This window comes from Micromonospora sp. NPDC048887 (assembly GCF_040649715.1).
Classification (GTDB): domain Bacteria; phylum Actinomycetota; class Actinomycetes; order Mycobacteriales; family Micromonosporaceae; genus Micromonospora.
Genome location: NZ_JBEZGA010000004.1, coordinates 258,361 through 273,688 on the forward strand (window position 1 = coordinate 258,361; position 15,328 = coordinate 273,688).

General features: G+C 74.2%; 19 protein-coding genes. 10 read left to right on the top strand and 9 right to left on the bottom strand.

All coding sequences use genetic code 11. The features are described 5' to 3' along the window. Nucleotides 1–47 precede the first annotated feature (47 nt). Together AB0C17_RS08905 and AB0C17_RS08910 are read right to left on the bottom strand one after the other, a co-directional pair. Nucleotides 48–1,679, bottom strand: a complete 1,632-nt coding sequence (locus AB0C17_RS08905; protein WP_357387067.1) for a RecQ family ATP-dependent DNA helicase — start codon at nt 1,677–1,679, stop codon at nt 48–50. Between the two features lie 68 nt (nt 1,680–1,747). Next, nucleotides 1,748–1,870 carry a hypothetical protein gene (locus AB0C17_RS08910; protein ID WP_013285408.1) on the bottom strand — a complete coding sequence of 41 codons (123 nt, stop codon included), beginning with the start codon at nt 1,868–1,870 and terminating at the stop codon, nt 1,748–1,750. 139 nt (nt 1,871–2,009) lie between these two features. Here AB0C17_RS08910 and AB0C17_RS08915 point away from each other — a divergent pair, with 139 nt between their 5' ends. Next, nucleotides 2,010–3,509: a glycoside hydrolase family 3 protein gene (locus AB0C17_RS08915; RefSeq protein WP_357477619.1), complete on the top strand. Its 1,500-nt coding sequence runs from the start codon at nt 2,010–2,012 to the stop codon at nt 3,507–3,509. Nucleotides 3,510–3,554: 45 nt separating this feature from the next. Here AB0C17_RS08915 and AB0C17_RS08920 read toward each other — a convergent pair whose 3' ends face one another. Both AB0C17_RS08920 and AB0C17_RS08925 read right to left on the bottom strand, forming a co-directional pair. Beyond that, nucleotides 3,555–3,842, bottom strand: a complete 288-nt coding sequence (locus tag AB0C17_RS08920) for a GNAT family N-acetyltransferase (protein WP_357387072.1) — start codon at nt 3,840–3,842, stop codon at nt 3,555–3,557. Continuing rightward, on the bottom strand, nt 3,839–5,065 hold the full coding sequence (locus AB0C17_RS08925; RefSeq protein WP_357477622.1) for a cysteine desulfurase-like protein: 1,227 nt from the start codon (nt 5,063–5,065) through the stop codon (nt 3,839–3,841). The genes AB0C17_RS08920 and AB0C17_RS08925 overlap by 4 nt, the downstream gene beginning before the upstream one ends. Nucleotides 5,066–5,164: 99 nt before the next feature. Here AB0C17_RS08925 and AB0C17_RS08930 point away from each other — a divergent pair, with 99 nt between their 5' ends. The 7 genes from AB0C17_RS08930 to AB0C17_RS08960 all read left to right on the top strand — a co-directional run bounded on the left by AB0C17_RS08930 (nt 5,165) and on the right by AB0C17_RS08960 (nt 9,459). Beyond that, the gene (locus AB0C17_RS08930) at nt 5,165–5,524 is read left to right on the top strand and encodes a hypothetical protein (protein WP_354867092.1); all 360 of its coding nucleotides are present in this window, start codon (nt 5,165–5,167) and stop codon (nt 5,522–5,524) included. Between the two features lie 65 nt (nt 5,525–5,589). Beyond that, complete coding sequence (locus AB0C17_RS08935; RefSeq protein WP_357477626.1) at nt 5,590–6,411, top strand: DUF1206 domain-containing protein; 822 nt, start codon at nt 5,590–5,592, stop codon at nt 6,409–6,411. 76 nt (nt 6,412–6,487) lie between these two features. Next, nucleotides 6,488–7,684: a mechanosensitive ion channel family protein gene (locus AB0C17_RS08940; RefSeq protein WP_357477629.1), complete on the top strand. Its 1,197-nt coding sequence runs from the start codon at nt 6,488–6,490 to the stop codon at nt 7,682–7,684. Between the two features lie 240 nt (nt 7,685–7,924). Continuing rightward, nucleotides 7,925–8,359: a phage holin family protein gene (locus tag AB0C17_RS08945; RefSeq protein WP_357387080.1), complete on the top strand. Its 435-nt coding sequence runs from the start codon at nt 7,925–7,927 to the stop codon at nt 8,357–8,359. Then, on the top strand, nt 8,356–8,697 hold the full coding sequence (locus tag AB0C17_RS08950) for a DUF3618 domain-containing protein (RefSeq protein WP_357477632.1): 342 nt from the start codon (nt 8,356–8,358) through the stop codon (nt 8,695–8,697). Before AB0C17_RS08945 ends, AB0C17_RS08950 begins: the two co-directional genes overlap by 4 nt. After that, nucleotides 8,694–8,966, top strand: a complete 273-nt coding sequence (locus tag AB0C17_RS08955; RefSeq protein ID WP_357387084.1) for a DUF4235 domain-containing protein — start codon at nt 8,694–8,696, stop codon at nt 8,964–8,966. Before AB0C17_RS08950 ends, AB0C17_RS08955 begins: the two co-directional genes overlap by 4 nt. A 289-nt stretch (nt 8,967–9,255) precedes the next feature. Continuing rightward, nucleotides 9,256–9,459, top strand: a complete 204-nt coding sequence (locus AB0C17_RS08960; protein ID WP_007075740.1) for a cold-shock protein — start codon at nt 9,256–9,258, stop codon at nt 9,457–9,459. An 81-nt stretch (nt 9,460–9,540) separates the two neighbouring features. Here AB0C17_RS08960 and AB0C17_RS08965 read toward each other — a convergent pair whose 3' ends face one another. Both AB0C17_RS08965 and AB0C17_RS08970 read right to left on the bottom strand, forming a co-directional pair. After that, nucleotides 9,541–9,732 (bottom strand): hypothetical protein, encoded by a 192-nt coding sequence (locus AB0C17_RS08965; protein WP_357387086.1) that lies wholly within the window; start codon nt 9,730–9,732, stop codon nt 9,541–9,543. Between the two features lie 79 nt (nt 9,733–9,811). Beyond that, nucleotides 9,812–10,795 carry an aldo/keto reductase gene (locus AB0C17_RS08970; protein WP_357477635.1) on the bottom strand — a complete coding sequence of 328 codons (984 nt, stop codon included), beginning with the start codon at nt 10,793–10,795 and terminating at the stop codon, nt 9,812–9,814. 84 nt (nt 10,796–10,879) lie between these two features. Between AB0C17_RS08970 and AB0C17_RS08975 the strand changes: the two genes are divergently transcribed. Together AB0C17_RS08975 and AB0C17_RS08980 are read left to right on the top strand one after the other, a co-directional pair. Continuing rightward, nucleotides 10,880–11,671: a trans-aconitate 2-methyltransferase gene (locus tag AB0C17_RS08975; protein ID WP_357477638.1), complete on the top strand. Its 792-nt coding sequence runs from the start codon at nt 10,880–10,882 to the stop codon at nt 11,669–11,671. Further along, entirely contained in the window at nt 11,668–12,693 is a 1,026-nt protein-coding gene (locus tag AB0C17_RS08980) for an adenosine deaminase (RefSeq protein WP_357469242.1), read from the top strand. Before AB0C17_RS08975 ends, AB0C17_RS08980 begins: the two co-directional genes overlap by 4 nt. Here the strand turns inward: AB0C17_RS08980 and AB0C17_RS08985 are convergent. The 3 genes from AB0C17_RS08985 to AB0C17_RS08995 all read right to left on the bottom strand — a co-directional run bounded on the left by AB0C17_RS08985 (nt 12,650) and on the right by AB0C17_RS08995 (nt 15,264). Beyond that, on the bottom strand, nt 12,650–12,925 hold the full coding sequence (locus AB0C17_RS08985; protein ID WP_357387094.1) for a hypothetical protein: 276 nt from the start codon (nt 12,923–12,925) through the stop codon (nt 12,650–12,652). The two genes, AB0C17_RS08980 and AB0C17_RS08985, sit on opposite strands and share 44 nt — an antisense overlap. A 228-nt stretch (nt 12,926–13,153) precedes the next feature. Beyond that, nucleotides 13,154–14,545 carry a HAMP domain-containing sensor histidine kinase gene (locus AB0C17_RS08990; protein ID WP_357477853.1) on the bottom strand — a complete coding sequence of 464 codons (1,392 nt, stop codon included), beginning with the start codon at nt 14,543–14,545 and terminating at the stop codon, nt 13,154–13,156. 29 nt (nt 14,546–14,574) lie between these two features. After that, nucleotides 14,575–15,264 (bottom strand): response regulator transcription factor, encoded by a 690-nt coding sequence (locus AB0C17_RS08995; RefSeq protein WP_013285422.1) that lies wholly within the window; start codon nt 15,262–15,264, stop codon nt 14,575–14,577. Nucleotides 15,265–15,328 lie beyond the last annotated feature (64 nt).

Below are 15,328 nucleotides of genomic sequence, written 5' to 3' on the forward strand. Positions count from 1 at the left end.
CCGTGGTCGTCGTTGTCGACGGGCGCCCCCGTGGCGCCCGGGTCAGGCTAGTCCAGCGTCAGCAGGCCCTGTTCGGACACCACGCGCACGGACAGCGTCTTGTAGCCCACCTCGTCGAAGAGCACGGTCATCCGGTCCTCCTCGTAGCTGAGCACCAGGCCGGAGCCCCACTCCGGGTGGCGGACCTGACTGTGCACCGGGAACGGCCCGACCGCGCCGTCACCGGCCACACTGGTGCCCGCGTGGCAGTTGTCGCAGTGCGCGCAGACCTCGTTCATCTGCTCGCCGAAGTACGCCAGCAGAGCCTGGCCGCGGCAGCCGGTGGTCTCGGCGAAGGCGCGCATCATGTCGGTACGCGACCGGGTGACCGTCTGCTGCCGTTCCGCCTCGGCCAGCGCGGCGCGGCCGGCCTCGACCGCCGCCGGGGCGTACCGGGGCGCGCCGATGCGCTGCTTGGCCCGTGGCTCGGCGGCGCCGACCTGCTCCAGCAGGGACAGGTACTGCCCCAGCTTGCGTGGGCCGAGACCGGTCAGCTCACGCAGTTCCTTGCGGTTGCGGGCCTTGCCGCGCAGCACCGCCGCCAGTTCGGTCAGTTCCTTCTCGTCGGGCAGCCCGCCGCTGAAGTAGCGCTGGAGCCCGACGTCCTCGGAGCGCCACAGCAGCAGCACCCGGGCCGGCGAGCCGTCGCGCCCGGCCCGGCCGATCTCCTGGAAGTAGCTGTCCGGCGAGTCGGGCAGCGCCATGTGCACCACCCAGGCGATGTTCGGCTTGTCGATGCCCATGCCGAACGCCGACGTGGCCACCATGATCGGCACCCGGTCGGCCAGGAACGCCTCGTGCAGCTCGTGCCGGGCCGCAGTGGGCATGCCGCCGTGGTAGAACTCGGCCGGGAAACCGGCGCCGGTGAGCCGCTCGGCCAGTTCCTCGGCCGCCCGGCGGGTCGGCACGTAGATGATGCCGGGCCGCTCGTCGTCGCGCAGCAGGGCGATGAGCCGCCGCCACCGGTAGTCGTCGGTCGGGCAGTAGGCCACCTCCAGGAAGAGGTTGGGCCGGTCCAGCCCGGAGACCACCACCTCCGGCTCGCGCAGCCGCAGCCGGGCGATGATGTCGTCGCGTACCGGCGGGGAGGCGGTCGCGGTGAGCGCCACCACCGGCGGCCGGCCCAGGCCGTCGATCAGGTGGCCGAGCGCCAGGTAGTCCGGCCGGAAGTCGTGGCCCCACGCGGAGATGCAGTGCGCCTCGTCGATCGCCACCAGAGCCGGCTTCAGCTCGCGCACCTCGGCCAGGCGGTCCGGATTGCTCAGCGCCTCCGGCGTGATGAACAGGAACTCCGCGCGCCCGGCCCGGATGTCCTCGATCGCCTCGGCCTGCTGCGCGGCGCTCTCGTCCGAGCTGATCCGCACCGCGCGCAGCTCCGGGCGCTGCCGTTCGTTGAGCGCGGCGATCTGGTCCTGCTGCAACGCCAGCAGCGGGGAGATCACCACCGTCGGGCCGGGGATCAGGCTGGCCGGGATCTGGTAGATCGCCGACTTGCCGGCGCCGGTGGGCAGCACCACCAGGGCGTCGCGGCGCTTCATCACGGCGCGCATGGCGGCGAGCTGGTTGGGCCGCAGCGCGGTCCAGCCGAACAGGTTCCGCGCCGCCCGGCGCAGGCTGGTGGAGTGCGTGGTCAGTTTCATCAAGCGCCTCAGCTACCCCCGGCGATCCCGCCCGAAACCGGCACCGCCGCTCACCGCCCGGCGCGGGATCAGCGGCGGAACATGGCCCGGATCGCGATCAGCAGGAACAGGCCGCCGACCACCAGGCCGAGCAGGCGTACGCCGGGGATGTCGGCGGCGCTGGTGGCGTCGGCGAGCGGCAGGGCGGACATGTGGGAACTCTCCCACGGGTGGTCACGGGATGCCAGCGGCTAACAGTAAGGATTGTTGACTATTTAGCTGCGCGGTGTGACCATGGCAGCACCCGCCGGTCCTGGCGGGTCCGTGGGGGAGACGGGGGTACGACAGCACATGAGCGAGCGGACCGTGGGATCGACCGGAGACCTGGCGGCGCTCGCCGCCGCCGTCCTGCAACCCGGTTTCGTCGGCACCACGCCGCCGCCGTGGGTGTGCCGCTGGCTCGGCGAAGGGCTCGGCTCGGTCGTCCTGTTCGCCCGCAATGTCGTCGACAACGAGCAGGTCGCCACGCTCACCGCGAACCTGCGCGCCGAGCGGCCGGACGTCATCGTCGCGATCGACGAGGAGGCAGGCGACGTCACCCGGATCGAGTCGGCCCGGGGCAGCTCCCGGCCCGGCAACTACGCGCTCGGCGCGGTCGACGACCCGGCCCTGACCGAGGAGGTCGCCCGCGACCTCGGCGCCGAACTGGCAGCAGTCGGCGTCACGCTCGACTACGCCCCGGACGCCGACGTCAACTCCAACCCGGCCAACCCGGTCATCGGGGTGCGCTCCTTCGGCGCCGACCCGGAACTCGTCGCCCGGCACACCGCCGCCTGGGTACGCGGCCTGCAGGCCGGCGGCGTGGCCGCCTGCGCCAAGCACTTCCCCGGCCACGGCGACACCCGGGTCGACTCGCACCACGACCTGCCGCGCATCGGCGGCGACCGGGCCCGCCTCGACGCTGTCGAACTCGCCCCGTTCCGTGCCGCCGTCGCGGCCGGGGCGCAGGCGGTGATGACCGGTCACCTGCTGGTGCCGGCGCTGGACCCGGAGTTGCCCGCCACCCTCAGCCCGCGCGTGCTCGGCGGCCTGCTGCGCGAGGAGATGGGCTTCGGCGGCGTGGTGGTCACCGACGCGGTGGAGATGCGCGCGGTGGCCGACCGGTACGGCTTCACCGGCGCCGCCGTGCGCGCGCTCGTGGCCGGCGCCGACGCGATCTGCGTGGGCGGGGAACGGGCCACCGAGGCCGACGCCCGCGAGCTGCGCGACGCGATCGTCGCGGCGGTGATCAGCGGGGAACTGCCCGAGGAACGGCTCGCCGAGGCGGCCAAGCGCGTCGGTCAGCTCGCCGCGTGGAGCGTCGCCGCCCGCGCCCGCCGGACCGCCGGCCCGCACTCGGCCGGGAACCCACCGATCGGGCTCGCCGCCGCCCGCCGGGCGGTACGGGTCACCGGCGACGCCGGGCTGCTGCCGCTGGCCGGTCCGGCGCACGTGGTGGAGTTCGCGCCCGCACGCAACATCGCCATCGGCGAGGAGACGCCGTGGGGCATCGCCGCGCCGCTGGCCCACCTGGCGCCGGGCACCACCACCGTCCGCTACGCCGCCGACGCCGTACCGGCCGATCCGGGCGCTGCGCCGGCCGGCCGGCCGCTGGTGCTCGTGGTGCGCGACCTGCACCGCCACGACTGGATGCGGGACGCGGTACGCCGGGCGCTCGCCGCCCGCCCGGACGCGGTGGTGGTCGAGCTGGGCGTGCCCGAGCTGGTCACCGGCGCGGTGCACCTGGCCACCCACGGCGCGACCGCCGCAGCGGCGCGGGCCGCCGCCGAGGTGCTGACCGGGGCACGCTGACTCCCGGCCCGGCCGGGTGGGGAGGTCCCCCGGCCGGGCCGGGCCTCACGGCTTGTCGGCCAGCAGGTCGGCGTACTCGGGGTGGCGTTCGATGAACGAGGCCACGAACGGGCACTGCGCCACCACCCGGCCGCCCCGGGCACGGACCTGCTCCAGCGCGCCCCGGACCAGCGCCGCGCCGACGCCCTTGCCCTGGAACCGGTCGTCGACCTCGGTGTGGGTGAAGACGAGCGTCTCGCCCCGGGGCGTGTACGCGGCGAACCCGCCCAGCGCGTCGTCCACCAGGATCTCGAAGCGGCGCTCGGCGGTGTTCTCCTCGACCAGAAAACTCACCGGATCATTCTCCCTCCGGGCCCGGCCAGCCGGTCCAGTTCGGCCAGCAGCCGGTCCACCTCGTCGACAGTGTTGTAGTGGTAGACGCTGGCCCGCACCGCGCCGCCGTCGGCGCGCAGGCCCATGCCCTCGAAGTACTCGTAGGCGTAGTAGTCGCCGTGCGACAGGCACAGGCCCGCCTCGCCGAGCGCCGCCGCCGTCCGTGCCGGGGCCAGACCGGCCACCCGGAACGACACCGTGGGGCAGCGCCGGGCCGGTGCGGCGTACACGGTCACGAACGGGCGGTCGGCGAGCCCGGCGAGCAGCCGGTCGAAGACCGCCTCCTCGTGCGCCCGCGCGGCGGCCAGCGCGGCGCGCAGGCGTTCCCGGCGATCGCCGGTCGCCTCCGGGTCCAGGCCGGCCAGGTGGTCCACCGCGGCGGTCACCCCGGCCAGCAGCGGGAAGCTCGGCGTGCCGTACTCGAACCGGTCCGGCACCGCGTCGGCGGAGGGGAGCAGCTTCGCCGGGCGAAGCTCCGCCCACCGCCGCGGATCGGCAACCATCGCCGCCAGGTGCGGACCGGACCACTTGTACGCGCTGGTCACCAGGAAGTCGGCGCCGAGCGAGGCCAGGTCGGTCGGGCCGTGCGGCACGGAGTGCACGCCGTCCACGCAGACCAGCGCCCCGGCCGCGTGTGCGGTCTTGGCGATCGCCGCCACGTCCGGCACGGTGCCGATCGCGTTGCTGCCGGCGGTCACCGCCACCAGCCGGGTGCGTTCGGTGACCAGGTCGGCGTACTGCCCGGCGGGCAGCTCGCCGGTCGCCGGGTCGAACTCGGCCCAGCGCACCGTGGCGCCGGACGCCTGCGCGGCCTGCACCCACGGGCGGACGTTGGCGTCGTGATCCAGCCGGGACACCACCACCTCGTCGCCCGGACGCCAGCCCGCGCCGAGCGTGCGGGCCAGCGTGTATGTCAGCGCCGTCGCGCTCGGCCCGAGCACCACGCCCGACGGCTGCGCGCCGAGCAGGTCGGCGACCGCGGCCCGCGCCCCGGCGACCAGGTCGAGCGCCCGGCGGCCGGGCGGGAACGCGGTGCTGCGGTTGCCGGTGGCGGCACGCATCGCCCCGGCCACGGCCTCGACGACGCCGGTGGCTGTCTGGGTGCCCCCGGCGCCGTCGAAGTGGGCGAATCCCTCGCCCAGGGCAGGGTAGGCGGCCCGGACCCGGGCGACGTCGAAAGCCATTCCGGCACCCTAGCGCGCACCCCGGACACGCCGCCCGGCGTGGCCTCCCGGCACCGGTGGGCGAAGGCGCCGTGGCGCGGGCCGCCTATCCTTGGGCCGGTGACGATCCGACGCGCCACCTCCGCCCCCGCCCGCCGCGCCGCCGGTCTGCTCGCCGGCCTGGCCCTCGGCGCCGCACTGCTCGCCGGATGCAGCTCCGAGGGCGCCGAGACCGACTGCGGTCTGGACGCCTGCACGATCACCTTCGACCGCGGCGTCGAGGCCAGCGCGCGGATCCTCGGCGTCGAGGCCAAGCTGGTCGGCGCCCAGGGCGACCAGGTGACGGTCGAGGTGGCCGGGGAACAGCTCTCGCTCACCGTCGGCCAGCAGGCCACCGAGGTCGCCGGCTTCCAGGTCAGCCTGGACAGCGTCACCGACCAGCAGGTGGTGCTGCGGGTCGCCCGCGACCTCAACGGCTGATCCGTTTCGGCCGTCCCGGCGGGCGCGGACGTTTGGAAAATCGCCCGCCGGGAGATTGAGGGCTCATGTCTCTCACCCGGAATGCCGGAGCCACCGCCGCCCAGGCTCGAAACAGCCGGTGGCTCGAACTGTTGACCCGTGCCGGATTCATCGGTTACGGAGTTGTGCACCTGCTCCTCGCCTGGCTGGCGCTGCAGATCGCCTTCGGGAACTCGGGCGAGGAGGGTAACCAGAACGGCGCGCTGCGCACCCTCGGTGAGCAGCCGCTCGGGAAGTTCCTCCTGATCGCGATGGCGGTCGGCCTGTTCGCCATGGCGATCTGGCAGGCATTCGAGGCGATCTCCGGCCACGTGTCCCGCACCGGCAAGGAACGGCTGTTCGAGCGGATCGCCTCGGCGGTCCGGGTCGTCGTGTTCGTCTGGCTGGGCTGGACCGCGATCAAGGTCTTCCAGGACGCCAGCTCCAACGCCTCGGACCAGCAGCAGCAGCTCTCCGAGAAGCTGATGGCCTCCGACGGCGGCCGGTGGCTGGTCGGGCTGGCCGGGCTCGCGCTCGCCGCGCTCGGCGTCGGCATGGTGATCTACGGCCTGAAGAAGAAGTTCGAGCGCAACCTCAAGACCGGCGAGATGAGCCCGAAGACCCGCCAGCTCACCCGTCGGCTCGGCATGGCCGGCTACGCCTCCCGGGGCGCCGTCTTCGCCATCGCCGGCGTGCTTGTCGTCGTCGCCGCGGTGAACTACGACCCGGAGAAGGCGCGTGGCCTCGACGCCGCCCTGCGTACGCTGCGCGACCAGTCGTACGGGCCGTGGCTGCTGGCGCTCATGGCGCTCGGCATCGCCGCGTTCGGTGTCTACTGCTTCTTCCAGTCCCGGTACCGCAAGGTCTGATCCTGGTCGATACCCGGGCCGCCGGGCACCATTGGGCCCTTGCCCGATTCCGCCCGGTCGGAGGGAGAGAGAGTTCGTGCAGAGTTACGTCGTGACCGTCGCCGCCGCGCTCGCCGCGGCGGCGATCGCGTTGGTGCTGGCCCAGGTGGTGCACCGGGTCATCCGCCGCCTCGGCCGCCGCTCGCTGCTGATGACCGAGCTGACCGAGCACGCGCACCGCGCGTTCCAGGTCGCGCTCACGGTGGCCGCGGTGCAGTTCGCGGTCCGGTTCACCACCGGGTACGCGGTCGGCAGCCCGTGGCGGCAGTTCGTCCTGCACACGCTGGTGCTGGCGACGATCGCGGCCACCGCCTGGCTGGTGGCCTCGCTGCTGGTGGTGGCGGAGGACACCGCGCTGGCCCGGTTCCGGGTCGACGTGCCGAACAACAGGCACGCCCGCCGGGTGCGTACCCAGGTGGTGCTGCTGCGCCGGCTGACCATCGCGGTGATCGTGATCCTCACGGTCGGCGTGATGCTGATGACCTTCCCGGCCGTCCGCGGGGTGGGCGCCGGTGTGCTGACCTCGGCCGGTGTGATCGCCGCGGTCGCCGCGCTGGCCGCGCAGAGCCTGCTCGCCAACGTCTTCGCCGGTCTCCAGCTCGCGTTCAGCGACGCGGTGCGCCTGGACGACGTGGTGGTGGTCGAGGGGGAGTGGGGCCGGATCGAGGAGCTGACGCTCAGCTACGTGGTGGTGCAGGTCTGGGACGACCGACGGCTGATCCTGCCCACCTCGTACTTCACCAGCCGGCCGTTCCAGAACTGGACCCGTACCGAGGCGGCGGTGCTCGGCACCGCCGAGTTCGAGCTGGACTGGGCCATCCCGGTGCAGGCGATGCGGGAGGAGCTGCGCCGCCTGTGCGAGGGCACCGAGCTGTGGGACGGACGGGTCTGCGTGCTCCAGGTGACCGACGCGACGGGTGGCCTGGTCAAGGTCCGCGCGCTGGTCAGCGCCGCCGACGCGGGCAGCCTGTGGGACCTGCGGTGCCTGGTCCGCGAGCACCTGGTGGCCTGGGTACGCGACCAGCGCCCGACCGCCCTGCCCCGGCTGCGCGCCGAGGTCGGCGAGGCCACCGGGCCGCTGCCCTGGCAGGCGGCGCAGCCGCGCCGCCCGGTACGCCGCCCGGCCGGCACCGAGGCGCCCGACGACGCGCGGGTCTTCGGCGGCAGCGACGACGGCGACGCCCGCAGCGAGGTGTTCGTGGGCCGGGAGGAGCACGCCGAGGCGCGCGGCTGACCCCGTACCCCGATCGGAGCCCCCGGCCGCCCACGGCGCCGGGGGTTCGGCGCGTACGGGCGGCTTTCCGGCCGCACGGGTTTGGCCGGGCCGTGGCGGGGGACGTGGTGCGCACGCCCCGGATCCGGTGCCCGGCACCGGCTTGCGGCGGCGCGCGGCCGGACGTACCGGCCGCGCCGCGCAGGATTGACGAGCGGCGACTCCGGGCATACAGCGCGGTGATGACGAAAGGAGGACAGCATGGCTGACGTCGCGAGTCGCAGCACGTCGCGGACCGGGAGCGAGCCGTCCACCGCCGAACTGGTACAGCGCGCCACCGAGCAGGTCACCCGCCTGGTGCGGGACGAGCTGGCCCTGGCCCGTGCGGAGCTGACCGAGAAGGGCAAGCACGCCGGGATCGGGATCGGTCTGTTCGGCGGCGGCGGGGTGATGGCGCTCTACGGCGCCGGGGCCCTGGTCGCCACCGTGATCCTGCTGCTGGCGCTGGTCATGCCGGCGTGGCTCGCCGCCCTGATCGTGGCGGTGGCGTTGTTCCTGCTCGCCGGGATCCTGGCGCTCGTGGGCAAGAAGCAGGTCAGCCGTGCCGTCCCGCCGGTGCCCCAGGCGACGGTCCGCAGCGTTCGGGCGGACGTCGAGACGGTCACCGCCGCGGTGAAGGACGGGAGGCGGGCATGACCGGTAACGGGACCGGGGACGTGGCGGCGCTCCGGGAGGAGATCCGCCGGACCCGGGTGGAGCTCGGTGAGACGATGGAGTTGCTCGCGGCCAGGGCCGATCCGAAGGCGCTGGTGCGGCACTCGGCCGAGCAGGCGAAGGCGCGGATGCGTGAGCAGGCGTCGCTGACCGCGGCCCGGGTGCGCGGGCGGGCGGCCCAGCGGGCCCGGCTGGTCCGGGCGCAGGCGTACGAGAAGGGCGAGGCGGTCGGGCGCAACCCGTTGCCGTGGGCGGCCATCGCGGCCGGCGCGCTGGTGACGGCGGTGGTGCTGGTGATCGTCCGAGGGAGGCACAGGTGAGCGGCAGGGTCGGCAAGGCGGCGTACAAGCCGGTGGGGGTGCTGCTCGGCCTCGCCGCCGGCGCCGTCGCGGGGGCGGTCTTCCGCCAGGTCTGGAAGGTGACGGCGGGCGACGGCGAGGCGCCGAGCGCCACCGACGAGGACCGCCGCTGGGGCGAGGTGCTGGCCGCCGCGGCCCTGCAGGGCGCCATCTTCGCGGTGGTGCGGGCCGCCGTCGACAGGGGCGGAGCGGTGGGCGTACGCCGGTTGACCGGCCGCTGGCCGGACTGACGAGAAGGCCGGAAAAGGCCCCTTTCCCGAGCGCGGGGAAGGGGCCTTTCGCATGGCTCCGTCCGGTCCGCGCGGCGGCGCTCGCGCGACCTTCAGGTCACATGTCGGAGAAATTTCCTCCGCTAGGCTGTGCGAAGTTTTTGCGTACGTGGTTTGCTTTCTCACGCTGTTGAGAGACGCGTGGGTTGAGAGAAGTCTCCCGCATGGGGGCCGCCTCAGGCGCCGCTGCTCGAAAACGGCCAATCGGCCGCACGGCGTGCTCGGCCGCCAGTTTTAGAAGGAGATACACATGGCGCAGGGAACCGTGAAGTGGTTCAACGCTGACAAGGGCTTCGGCTTCATCACCGTCGACGGCGGGGGTGCTGACGTGTTCGTCCACTTCTCGGCCATCCAGACCAGCGGCTACCGCACGCTGGAGGAGAACCAGCGGGTGGAGTTCGAGATCGCCCAGGGTCAGAAGGGTCCGCAGGCCGAGCAGGTCCGCCCCATCTGAGCTGACCGCACCGGCCGCGCCGGCCGGTGCCGGAAGCCCCGCATCCCGTACGGGAGGCGGGGCTTCGCCTTGCCCGGTGGCTCAGCGGCGCCGCGCCCGCATCCCCCACCAGAGCCCGGCCAGTCCGAACAGGATCAGCACCGGGCCGACCACCGCCCAGATCCGCCTGTCGCTCATCGCGCTGCCCTCGACGTACCCGAGACCCAGCACCGTCCACAGCGCACCGATCACCACGGCGAGCAGCCCCAGGGTGAGCCGGAACCAACCCCTCATCGTTTCCCCTCCGACGACAGTCCCGCTCCAGCATGCCCGCCGCCGCGTACACCCGGCGACGCCGCGCCGGCCGGCCGGCTCACCACCGGTCGTGGATCTGCGGGCGGATCAGCTCGTCGTAGGTGGCCCGCACCGCGGCCAGCTCCACCTCGGTCAGCGCCGGCTGCCCGGCCGCCTCGGCGTTGCGCCGCGCCTGCTCGGGGGAGCGGGCGCCGGGGATCACCACAGTCACGCCGGGCTGGTCGAGGACCCACCGCAGCGCGAACTGCGCCATCGTCCGGTCGTCGCCGACCAGCGGCGCGAGCCGGCGTACCGCGGCGAGGCCGCTGTCGTAGTCGACGCCGGAGAAGGTCTCGCCCACGTCGAACGACTCGCCGTGCCGGTTGAACGTGCGGTGGTCGTTCGCCGGGAACGTGGTGTGCTCGTCGTACCGGCCGGAGAGCAGGCCGCTCGCCAGCGGCACCCGGGCGATGATTCCCACCCCGGCGGCAGCGGCGGCGGGCAGCACCCGCTCCAGCGGCTTGTGCCGGACCGCGTTGAGGATGATCTGCACGCTCGCCACGCCGGGCCGGGCGATGGCGGTGAGCGCCTGGTCGCAGGTCTCCACGCTGACGCCGTACCCGGCCACGCGACCCTCGGCGACAAGCGTGTCGAGCGCGTCGAAGACCCGGTCGTCGGCGAAGACGGCGGTCGGCGGGCAGTGCAGCTGCACCAGGTCGAGCGTGTCGACGCCGAGGTTGGCCCGGGACCTGTCGGTCCAGGCCCGGAAGTTGTCGAGCGTGTACGCCTCCGGCGTCTGCTCCACCCGGCGGCCCATCTTGGTCGCCACGGTGAGCCCGTGCCCGGGGCGGGAGCGCAGGAACCGGCCGATCAGCGCCTCGCTGCGGCCGTCGCCGTACACGTCGGCGGTGTCCAGGAAGGTGACGCCCGCGTCGACGGCGGCGGCGAGCACGGCGAGTGCGTCGTCCTCGCTGACCTCGCCCCAGTCCGCGCCGAGCTGCCATGCGCCGAGTCCGATGATGCCGACGTGCCGGCCGAGCCGGTCGAAGCTGCGCTGTTCCACCCGGCCGAGCCTAGTGAGCGGCTTGCCGTCGCGCTCGGCGGGCCGTACGGTCTAACAAGACGTACGTACGGTTTGGAGGCTGTCATGTGGGATCCGCGCACCTACCTGCGCTACGGCGACGAGCGCTCCCGGCCGTTCCACGACCTGCTGGCCCGCGTCGGGGCCGAGCACCCGCGCGCCGTTGTCGACCTCGGCTGTGGCCCCGGCACGCTCACCGCCACGCTCGCCGGCCGCTGGCCCGGCGCCCGGGTCACCGGCCTGGACTCCTCTCCGGAGATGATCGCCCGGGCGACCGCCGAGGGCGGACCGGTCACGTACGCCGTCGCCGACGTCCGCGACTGGCGGCCGGAGCCCGACGTGGACGTGCTGGTCGGCAACGCCGTGCTCCAGTGGGTGCCGGAACACCGCGATCTGCTCCGTCGCTGGGCGCACGCGCTGCCGGCCGGCGCCTGGATGGCGTTCCAGGTCCCCGGCAACTTCGACGCGCCGTCGCACCGGCTGCTGCGCTCCGTCGCCCGGCAGGACCGGTGGCGCGACGCGCTCGCCGGTGAGCTGCGCGAGGCGCCAGTCGACGAGCCGGTCGGCTACGCCACGCTGCTGACCGACGCGGGCTGCGCGGTGGACGCCTGGGAGACTACGTACGTGCATCTGCTGCCCGCCACCGGCGCCGACCACCCGGTGCTGACCTGGATGGAGGGCACCGCGCTGCGCCCGGTCCGCGCCGCGCTGGACGCCGCCGGCTGGGCCGCCTTCCGCGCCGAGCTGGGGGTACGGCTCGCGCAGGCGTACCCGTTGCGGCAGGGTCAGGTGTACTTCCCGTTCCGCCGGATCTTCATGGTGGCCCGCACCGGCGCCCGCGCAGAGGAGAACTCGTGACCGACCTGCCCACCTTCATCGCCGGACTGCCCAAGGTGGAGCTGCACGTACACCACGTCGGCTCGGCCTCACCCCGGATCGTCGCCGAGCTGGCCGCCCGGCACGAGGGGCGCAGCCCCGTCCCGGCCGACCCGGAGGCGCTCGCCGACTACTTCGCGTTCCGCGACTTCGCCCACTTCATCGAGGTCTACCTGAGCGTGGTCGACCTGATCCGCGACGCCGACGACGTCTGGCTGCTCACCCACGAGGTCGCCCGGGAACTGGCCCGCCAGCAGGTCCGCTACGCCGAGTTGACGGTCACGCCCTACTCGCACGTCAACCGCGGCATCCCGGCGCCGGCGTTCTGCGAGGCGATCGAGGACGCCCGCAAGCGCGCCGAGGCCGACTTCGGCATCGCGCTGCGCTGGTGCTTCGACATCCCCGGCGAGGCCGGCCTGCCCGCCGCCGAGCAGACGCTGCGGATCGCGCTCGACGAACGACCGGACGGGCTGGTCAGCTTCGGCCTCGGCGGCCCCGAGATCGGGGTGCCCCGGCCGCAGTTCAAGCCCTGGTTCGACCAGGCCCGGGCGGCCGGGCTGCGCTCGGTGCCGCACGCCGGTGAGACCACCGGCCCGGAGACGATCTGGGACGCACTGCGCGAGCTGGGCGCCGAGCGGATCGGCCACGGCATCTCCGCCGCACAGGACCCGGCGCTGCTGGCCCACCTCGCCGAGCGGCGGATCCCGCTGGAGATCGCACCGACCTCCAACGTGCGCACCCGGGCCGTGCCGAGCCTGGACGCCCACCCGCTGCCCCGGATCGTCGAGGCCGGTGTGCCGGTCAGCATCAACTCCGACGACCCGCCGATGTTCGGCACCACGCTCGACGACGAGTACGCGGTGGCCGCCCGGCTGCTGCGGCTCGGCCCGGACGGGGTGGCGGCACTGGCGCGCGACGCCGTCTCGGCCGCGTTCCTGGCGCCGGCCGAGCAGGCCCGGATCACCGCCGAGATCGACGCGTACCTGGCGAACGCGGCCCGCTGAGCGGCCGTACGGGCGCCGGCCGCCGGGACATCCGGGGCGGCCGGCGTCGCGCGGTCAGCAGCATCCCGGCCACCGCCAGCGCGGTGAGCGCGACGTTCGGACCGGCCGCGGCCGGCGCGGGCCGCACGGGACCGTGCGCGAGCACCGGGTCCTGCCAGACCGCCAGCGTGAGCGCGATGCCCAGGCCGATGACGGCGGCCCAGCGGAGCAGACGGCTGACAGCCGGTGGCATGACGGTCACCTCGCGCCCGGGCTCGACGGGAGAGCGCGCGCGACGGGAGCGAGGTGTGGGGGGACCGGACTCCCGCCGCGCGCATGATCCGCCGGCCGGAAGGTGTTACGGGGCGTCCCGGCCGACGGAACTGATGGGTTCTGTCAGCGATCCTGCCAGTTCACGCCGGTTTCGCGGCCGTCGTTAAACCACCTTTAAGGAGAACTTGCGCCGGTACACAGTCACCGGTCAGCGCGGACGCCCCCAGCGCCGCCCGGCGCGCGGCTCGCGTGCCTCCCGGGCCATCCGGCCGACCAGCCCGAACCGGTTCACCGGCCGGGGCGCCGCGTCCGGATCGGCCAGCAGCATCACCACGCTCGCCCCGCCGAGCCGGGCCCGGTCGATGCTCACCGAACCGTTCGCCTGCAACGCGACCCGCTTGGCGATGTCCAGCCCGAGCCCGGTGGAGCCCCTGTCGCTCTCGCCCCGGCGCAGTGCCCGGTCCGGGTCGGCGATGCCCGGCCCGGCGTCGTCGACGCGGATCGCCACCCAGCCGTCCCGGCGGCTCACCGCCACCTCGAACGCCGTGCCCTGCGGCGTGTACCGGAACACGTTGCCGATCACCGCGTCCAGCGCGGCGGCCAGCTCGGCGCGGGGCACCGGCGCCGGGATGCGCAACTGCGCACCGGCCACCCGGTGCGGGCGGTTCTGGTCCCCGGCCAGCGCCGACCAGAAGACCATCCGGTCCCGGACCACCTCGCTCACGTCGCACGACGCCGGCGCCGTCTCCTGGCTGACCGCCTTGCGGGTCGTCTTGATGAGCTGGTCGACCTCGCCCTCCAGCGTGACGATCGCCTGCCGGATGCGCCGGATGCCGCGCCGCCGGTCCAGCTCCGCCTCGCTGAACGTGCCGATGCTGGTGTCGTCGGACTCCAGCGCCTCGGCGTCCAGCCGCAGCGCGGTCAGCGGCGTACGCAGCCGGTGCGACAGGTCGGCGACCAGTTCGTGCTCGTCGGCGCGCAGCGCCACCAGCCGTTCCGTCATCCGGTTGAACGCGTGCCCGGCCTCGGCCAGCTCGCGCGGGCCGGTCGGCTCGACGCGTACCCCAAGCTCGCCGTCGCCCACCGCGAGCGCCGCCTTGACCAGGTCGCCGGTGGCGTCCACGGCCCGCGCGGCCACCCGGTCGACCACTGCCACGGCTGCGCCGACCAGCGCCAGGCCGATCGCGAGCAGCAGCAGCCACCGCCCGCCGCCGCCGGAGTCGAGCACCTCGTCGGGGACGAAGACCTCCACCACGGCGACCCGGTCACCGAGCACCACCGGGTCCAGCCGCAGCACCCCGCCGTCCACGTCGGTCACCACCGACCGGCGCTGCGTGGCGGCGTCGGCGAGCACCCGCGGGTTGGCGCGGCCGGCGGACTCGTCCGCCCCGATGCCGTGCACGACCGGACGCAGGGCCGGATCGTCGCCGGCCGCGGCGGCCACCGCCCGTTCGATCGTCGCGGTGTCCGTGCTGGCCGCCAGCGCGCCGGTCACCAGCGCGGCGCGGCGCTCGGCGTCCGCCAGCTCCGCCTCCCGGGTCCGGTCGGCGAGGGTGAGCCCGAGCGGGACGAGGAACGCGAGCGCGATCAGCCCGCACAGGCCGGCGGTGAGCCCGGCCAGCGTGAGCCTCAGTCCGGCGCCACCAGCCGGAAGCCGACCCCCCGCACGGTGCGCAGGTAGCGCGGCTTCGCCGCGGACTCGCCCATTTTGCGGCGGAGCCAGTACAGGTGAACGTCGATGGTCTGGTCCTCGCCGACCGATGGCTGCCGCCATACCTCCTCCAAGAGTTCCCGCCGGGACACTACCCGGCCGGGACGCGCGGCGAGATACGCCAGCAGGTCGAATTCCTTGCGGGTCAGCGCCAGCGCCTCCCCGTCCAGCACCGCGCTGCGCTCACCCACGTCGACCCGCAGGCCGCCGACCGTGTGCACGGCCGGCGCGACGGTACGGCTGGCCCGCCCCGCCCGGCGCAGCACCGTGGTGATCCGGGCGTCCAGGTGCGCCCCGGTGAACGGCTTGACCATGTAGTCGTCCGCGCCGGCGCGCAGCAGCCGTACCACCGACTGCTCGTCGTCGCGGGCGGTGGCGATGATGATCGGCACGTCGGTGATGCCGCGCAGCATGCGCAGCGCGTCCGAGCCGTCCAGGTCGGGCAGTCCGAGGTCGAGCACCACCAGATCCGGTGTCTCCGCGGCGACCCGGCGCAACGCGTCCAGCGCGGTGCCGACGGCGTGCACCGCGTGCCCCCGGTCGGTCAGCGACCGCAGCATGGCGCCGCGCACGACGTGGTCGTCTTCGACCAGCAGGACGGTTGCCACGTCAGCACCGTACTCGGCGTGGCAAGCCGGCAGCGTTGCGGAGCTCCGGCGAAGCGGGCAAGCT

What these genes read in the sequence shown, in the direction of transcription:
- AB0C17_RS08960 (WP_007075740.1), top strand. Translation starts at nt 9,256, where the DNA reads ATGGCGCAGGGAACCGTGAAGTGGTTCAACGCTGACAAGGGCTTCGGC.
- AB0C17_RS08950 (WP_357477632.1), top strand. Translation starts at nt 8,356, where the DNA reads ATGACCGGTAACGGGACCGGGGACGTGGCGGCGCTCCGGGAGGAGATC.
- AB0C17_RS08915 (WP_357477619.1), top strand. Translation starts at nt 2,010, where the DNA reads ATGAGCGAGCGGACCGTGGGATCGACCGGAGACCTGGCGGCGCTCGCC.
- AB0C17_RS08945 (WP_357387080.1), top strand. Translation starts at nt 7,925, where the DNA reads ATGGCTGACGTCGCGAGTCGCAGCACGTCGCGGACCGGGAGCGAGCCG.
- AB0C17_RS08905 (WP_357387067.1), bottom strand. Translation starts at nt 1,679, where the DNA reads ATGAAACTGACCACGCACTCCACCAGCCTGCGCCGGGCGGCGCGGAAC.
- AB0C17_RS08910 (WP_013285408.1), bottom strand. Translation starts at nt 1,870, where the DNA reads ATGTCCGCCCTGCCGCTCGCCGACGCCACCAGCGCCGCCGACATCCCC.
- AB0C17_RS08935 (WP_357477626.1), top strand. Translation starts at nt 5,590, where the DNA reads ATGTCTCTCACCCGGAATGCCGGAGCCACCGCCGCCCAGGCTCGAAAC.
- AB0C17_RS08965 (WP_357387086.1), bottom strand. Translation starts at nt 9,732, where the DNA reads ATGAGGGGTTGGTTCCGGCTCACCCTGGGGCTGCTCGCCGTGGTGATC.
- AB0C17_RS08985 (WP_357387094.1), bottom strand. Translation starts at nt 12,925, where the DNA reads ATGCCACCGGCTGTCAGCCGTCTGCTCCGCTGGGCCGCCGTCATCGGC.
- AB0C17_RS08975 (WP_357477638.1), top strand. Translation starts at nt 10,880, where the DNA reads ATGTGGGATCCGCGCACCTACCTGCGCTACGGCGACGAGCGCTCCCGG.
- AB0C17_RS08925 (WP_357477622.1), bottom strand. Translation starts at nt 5,065, where the DNA reads ATGGCTTTCGACGTCGCCCGGGTCCGGGCCGCCTACCCTGCCCTGGGC.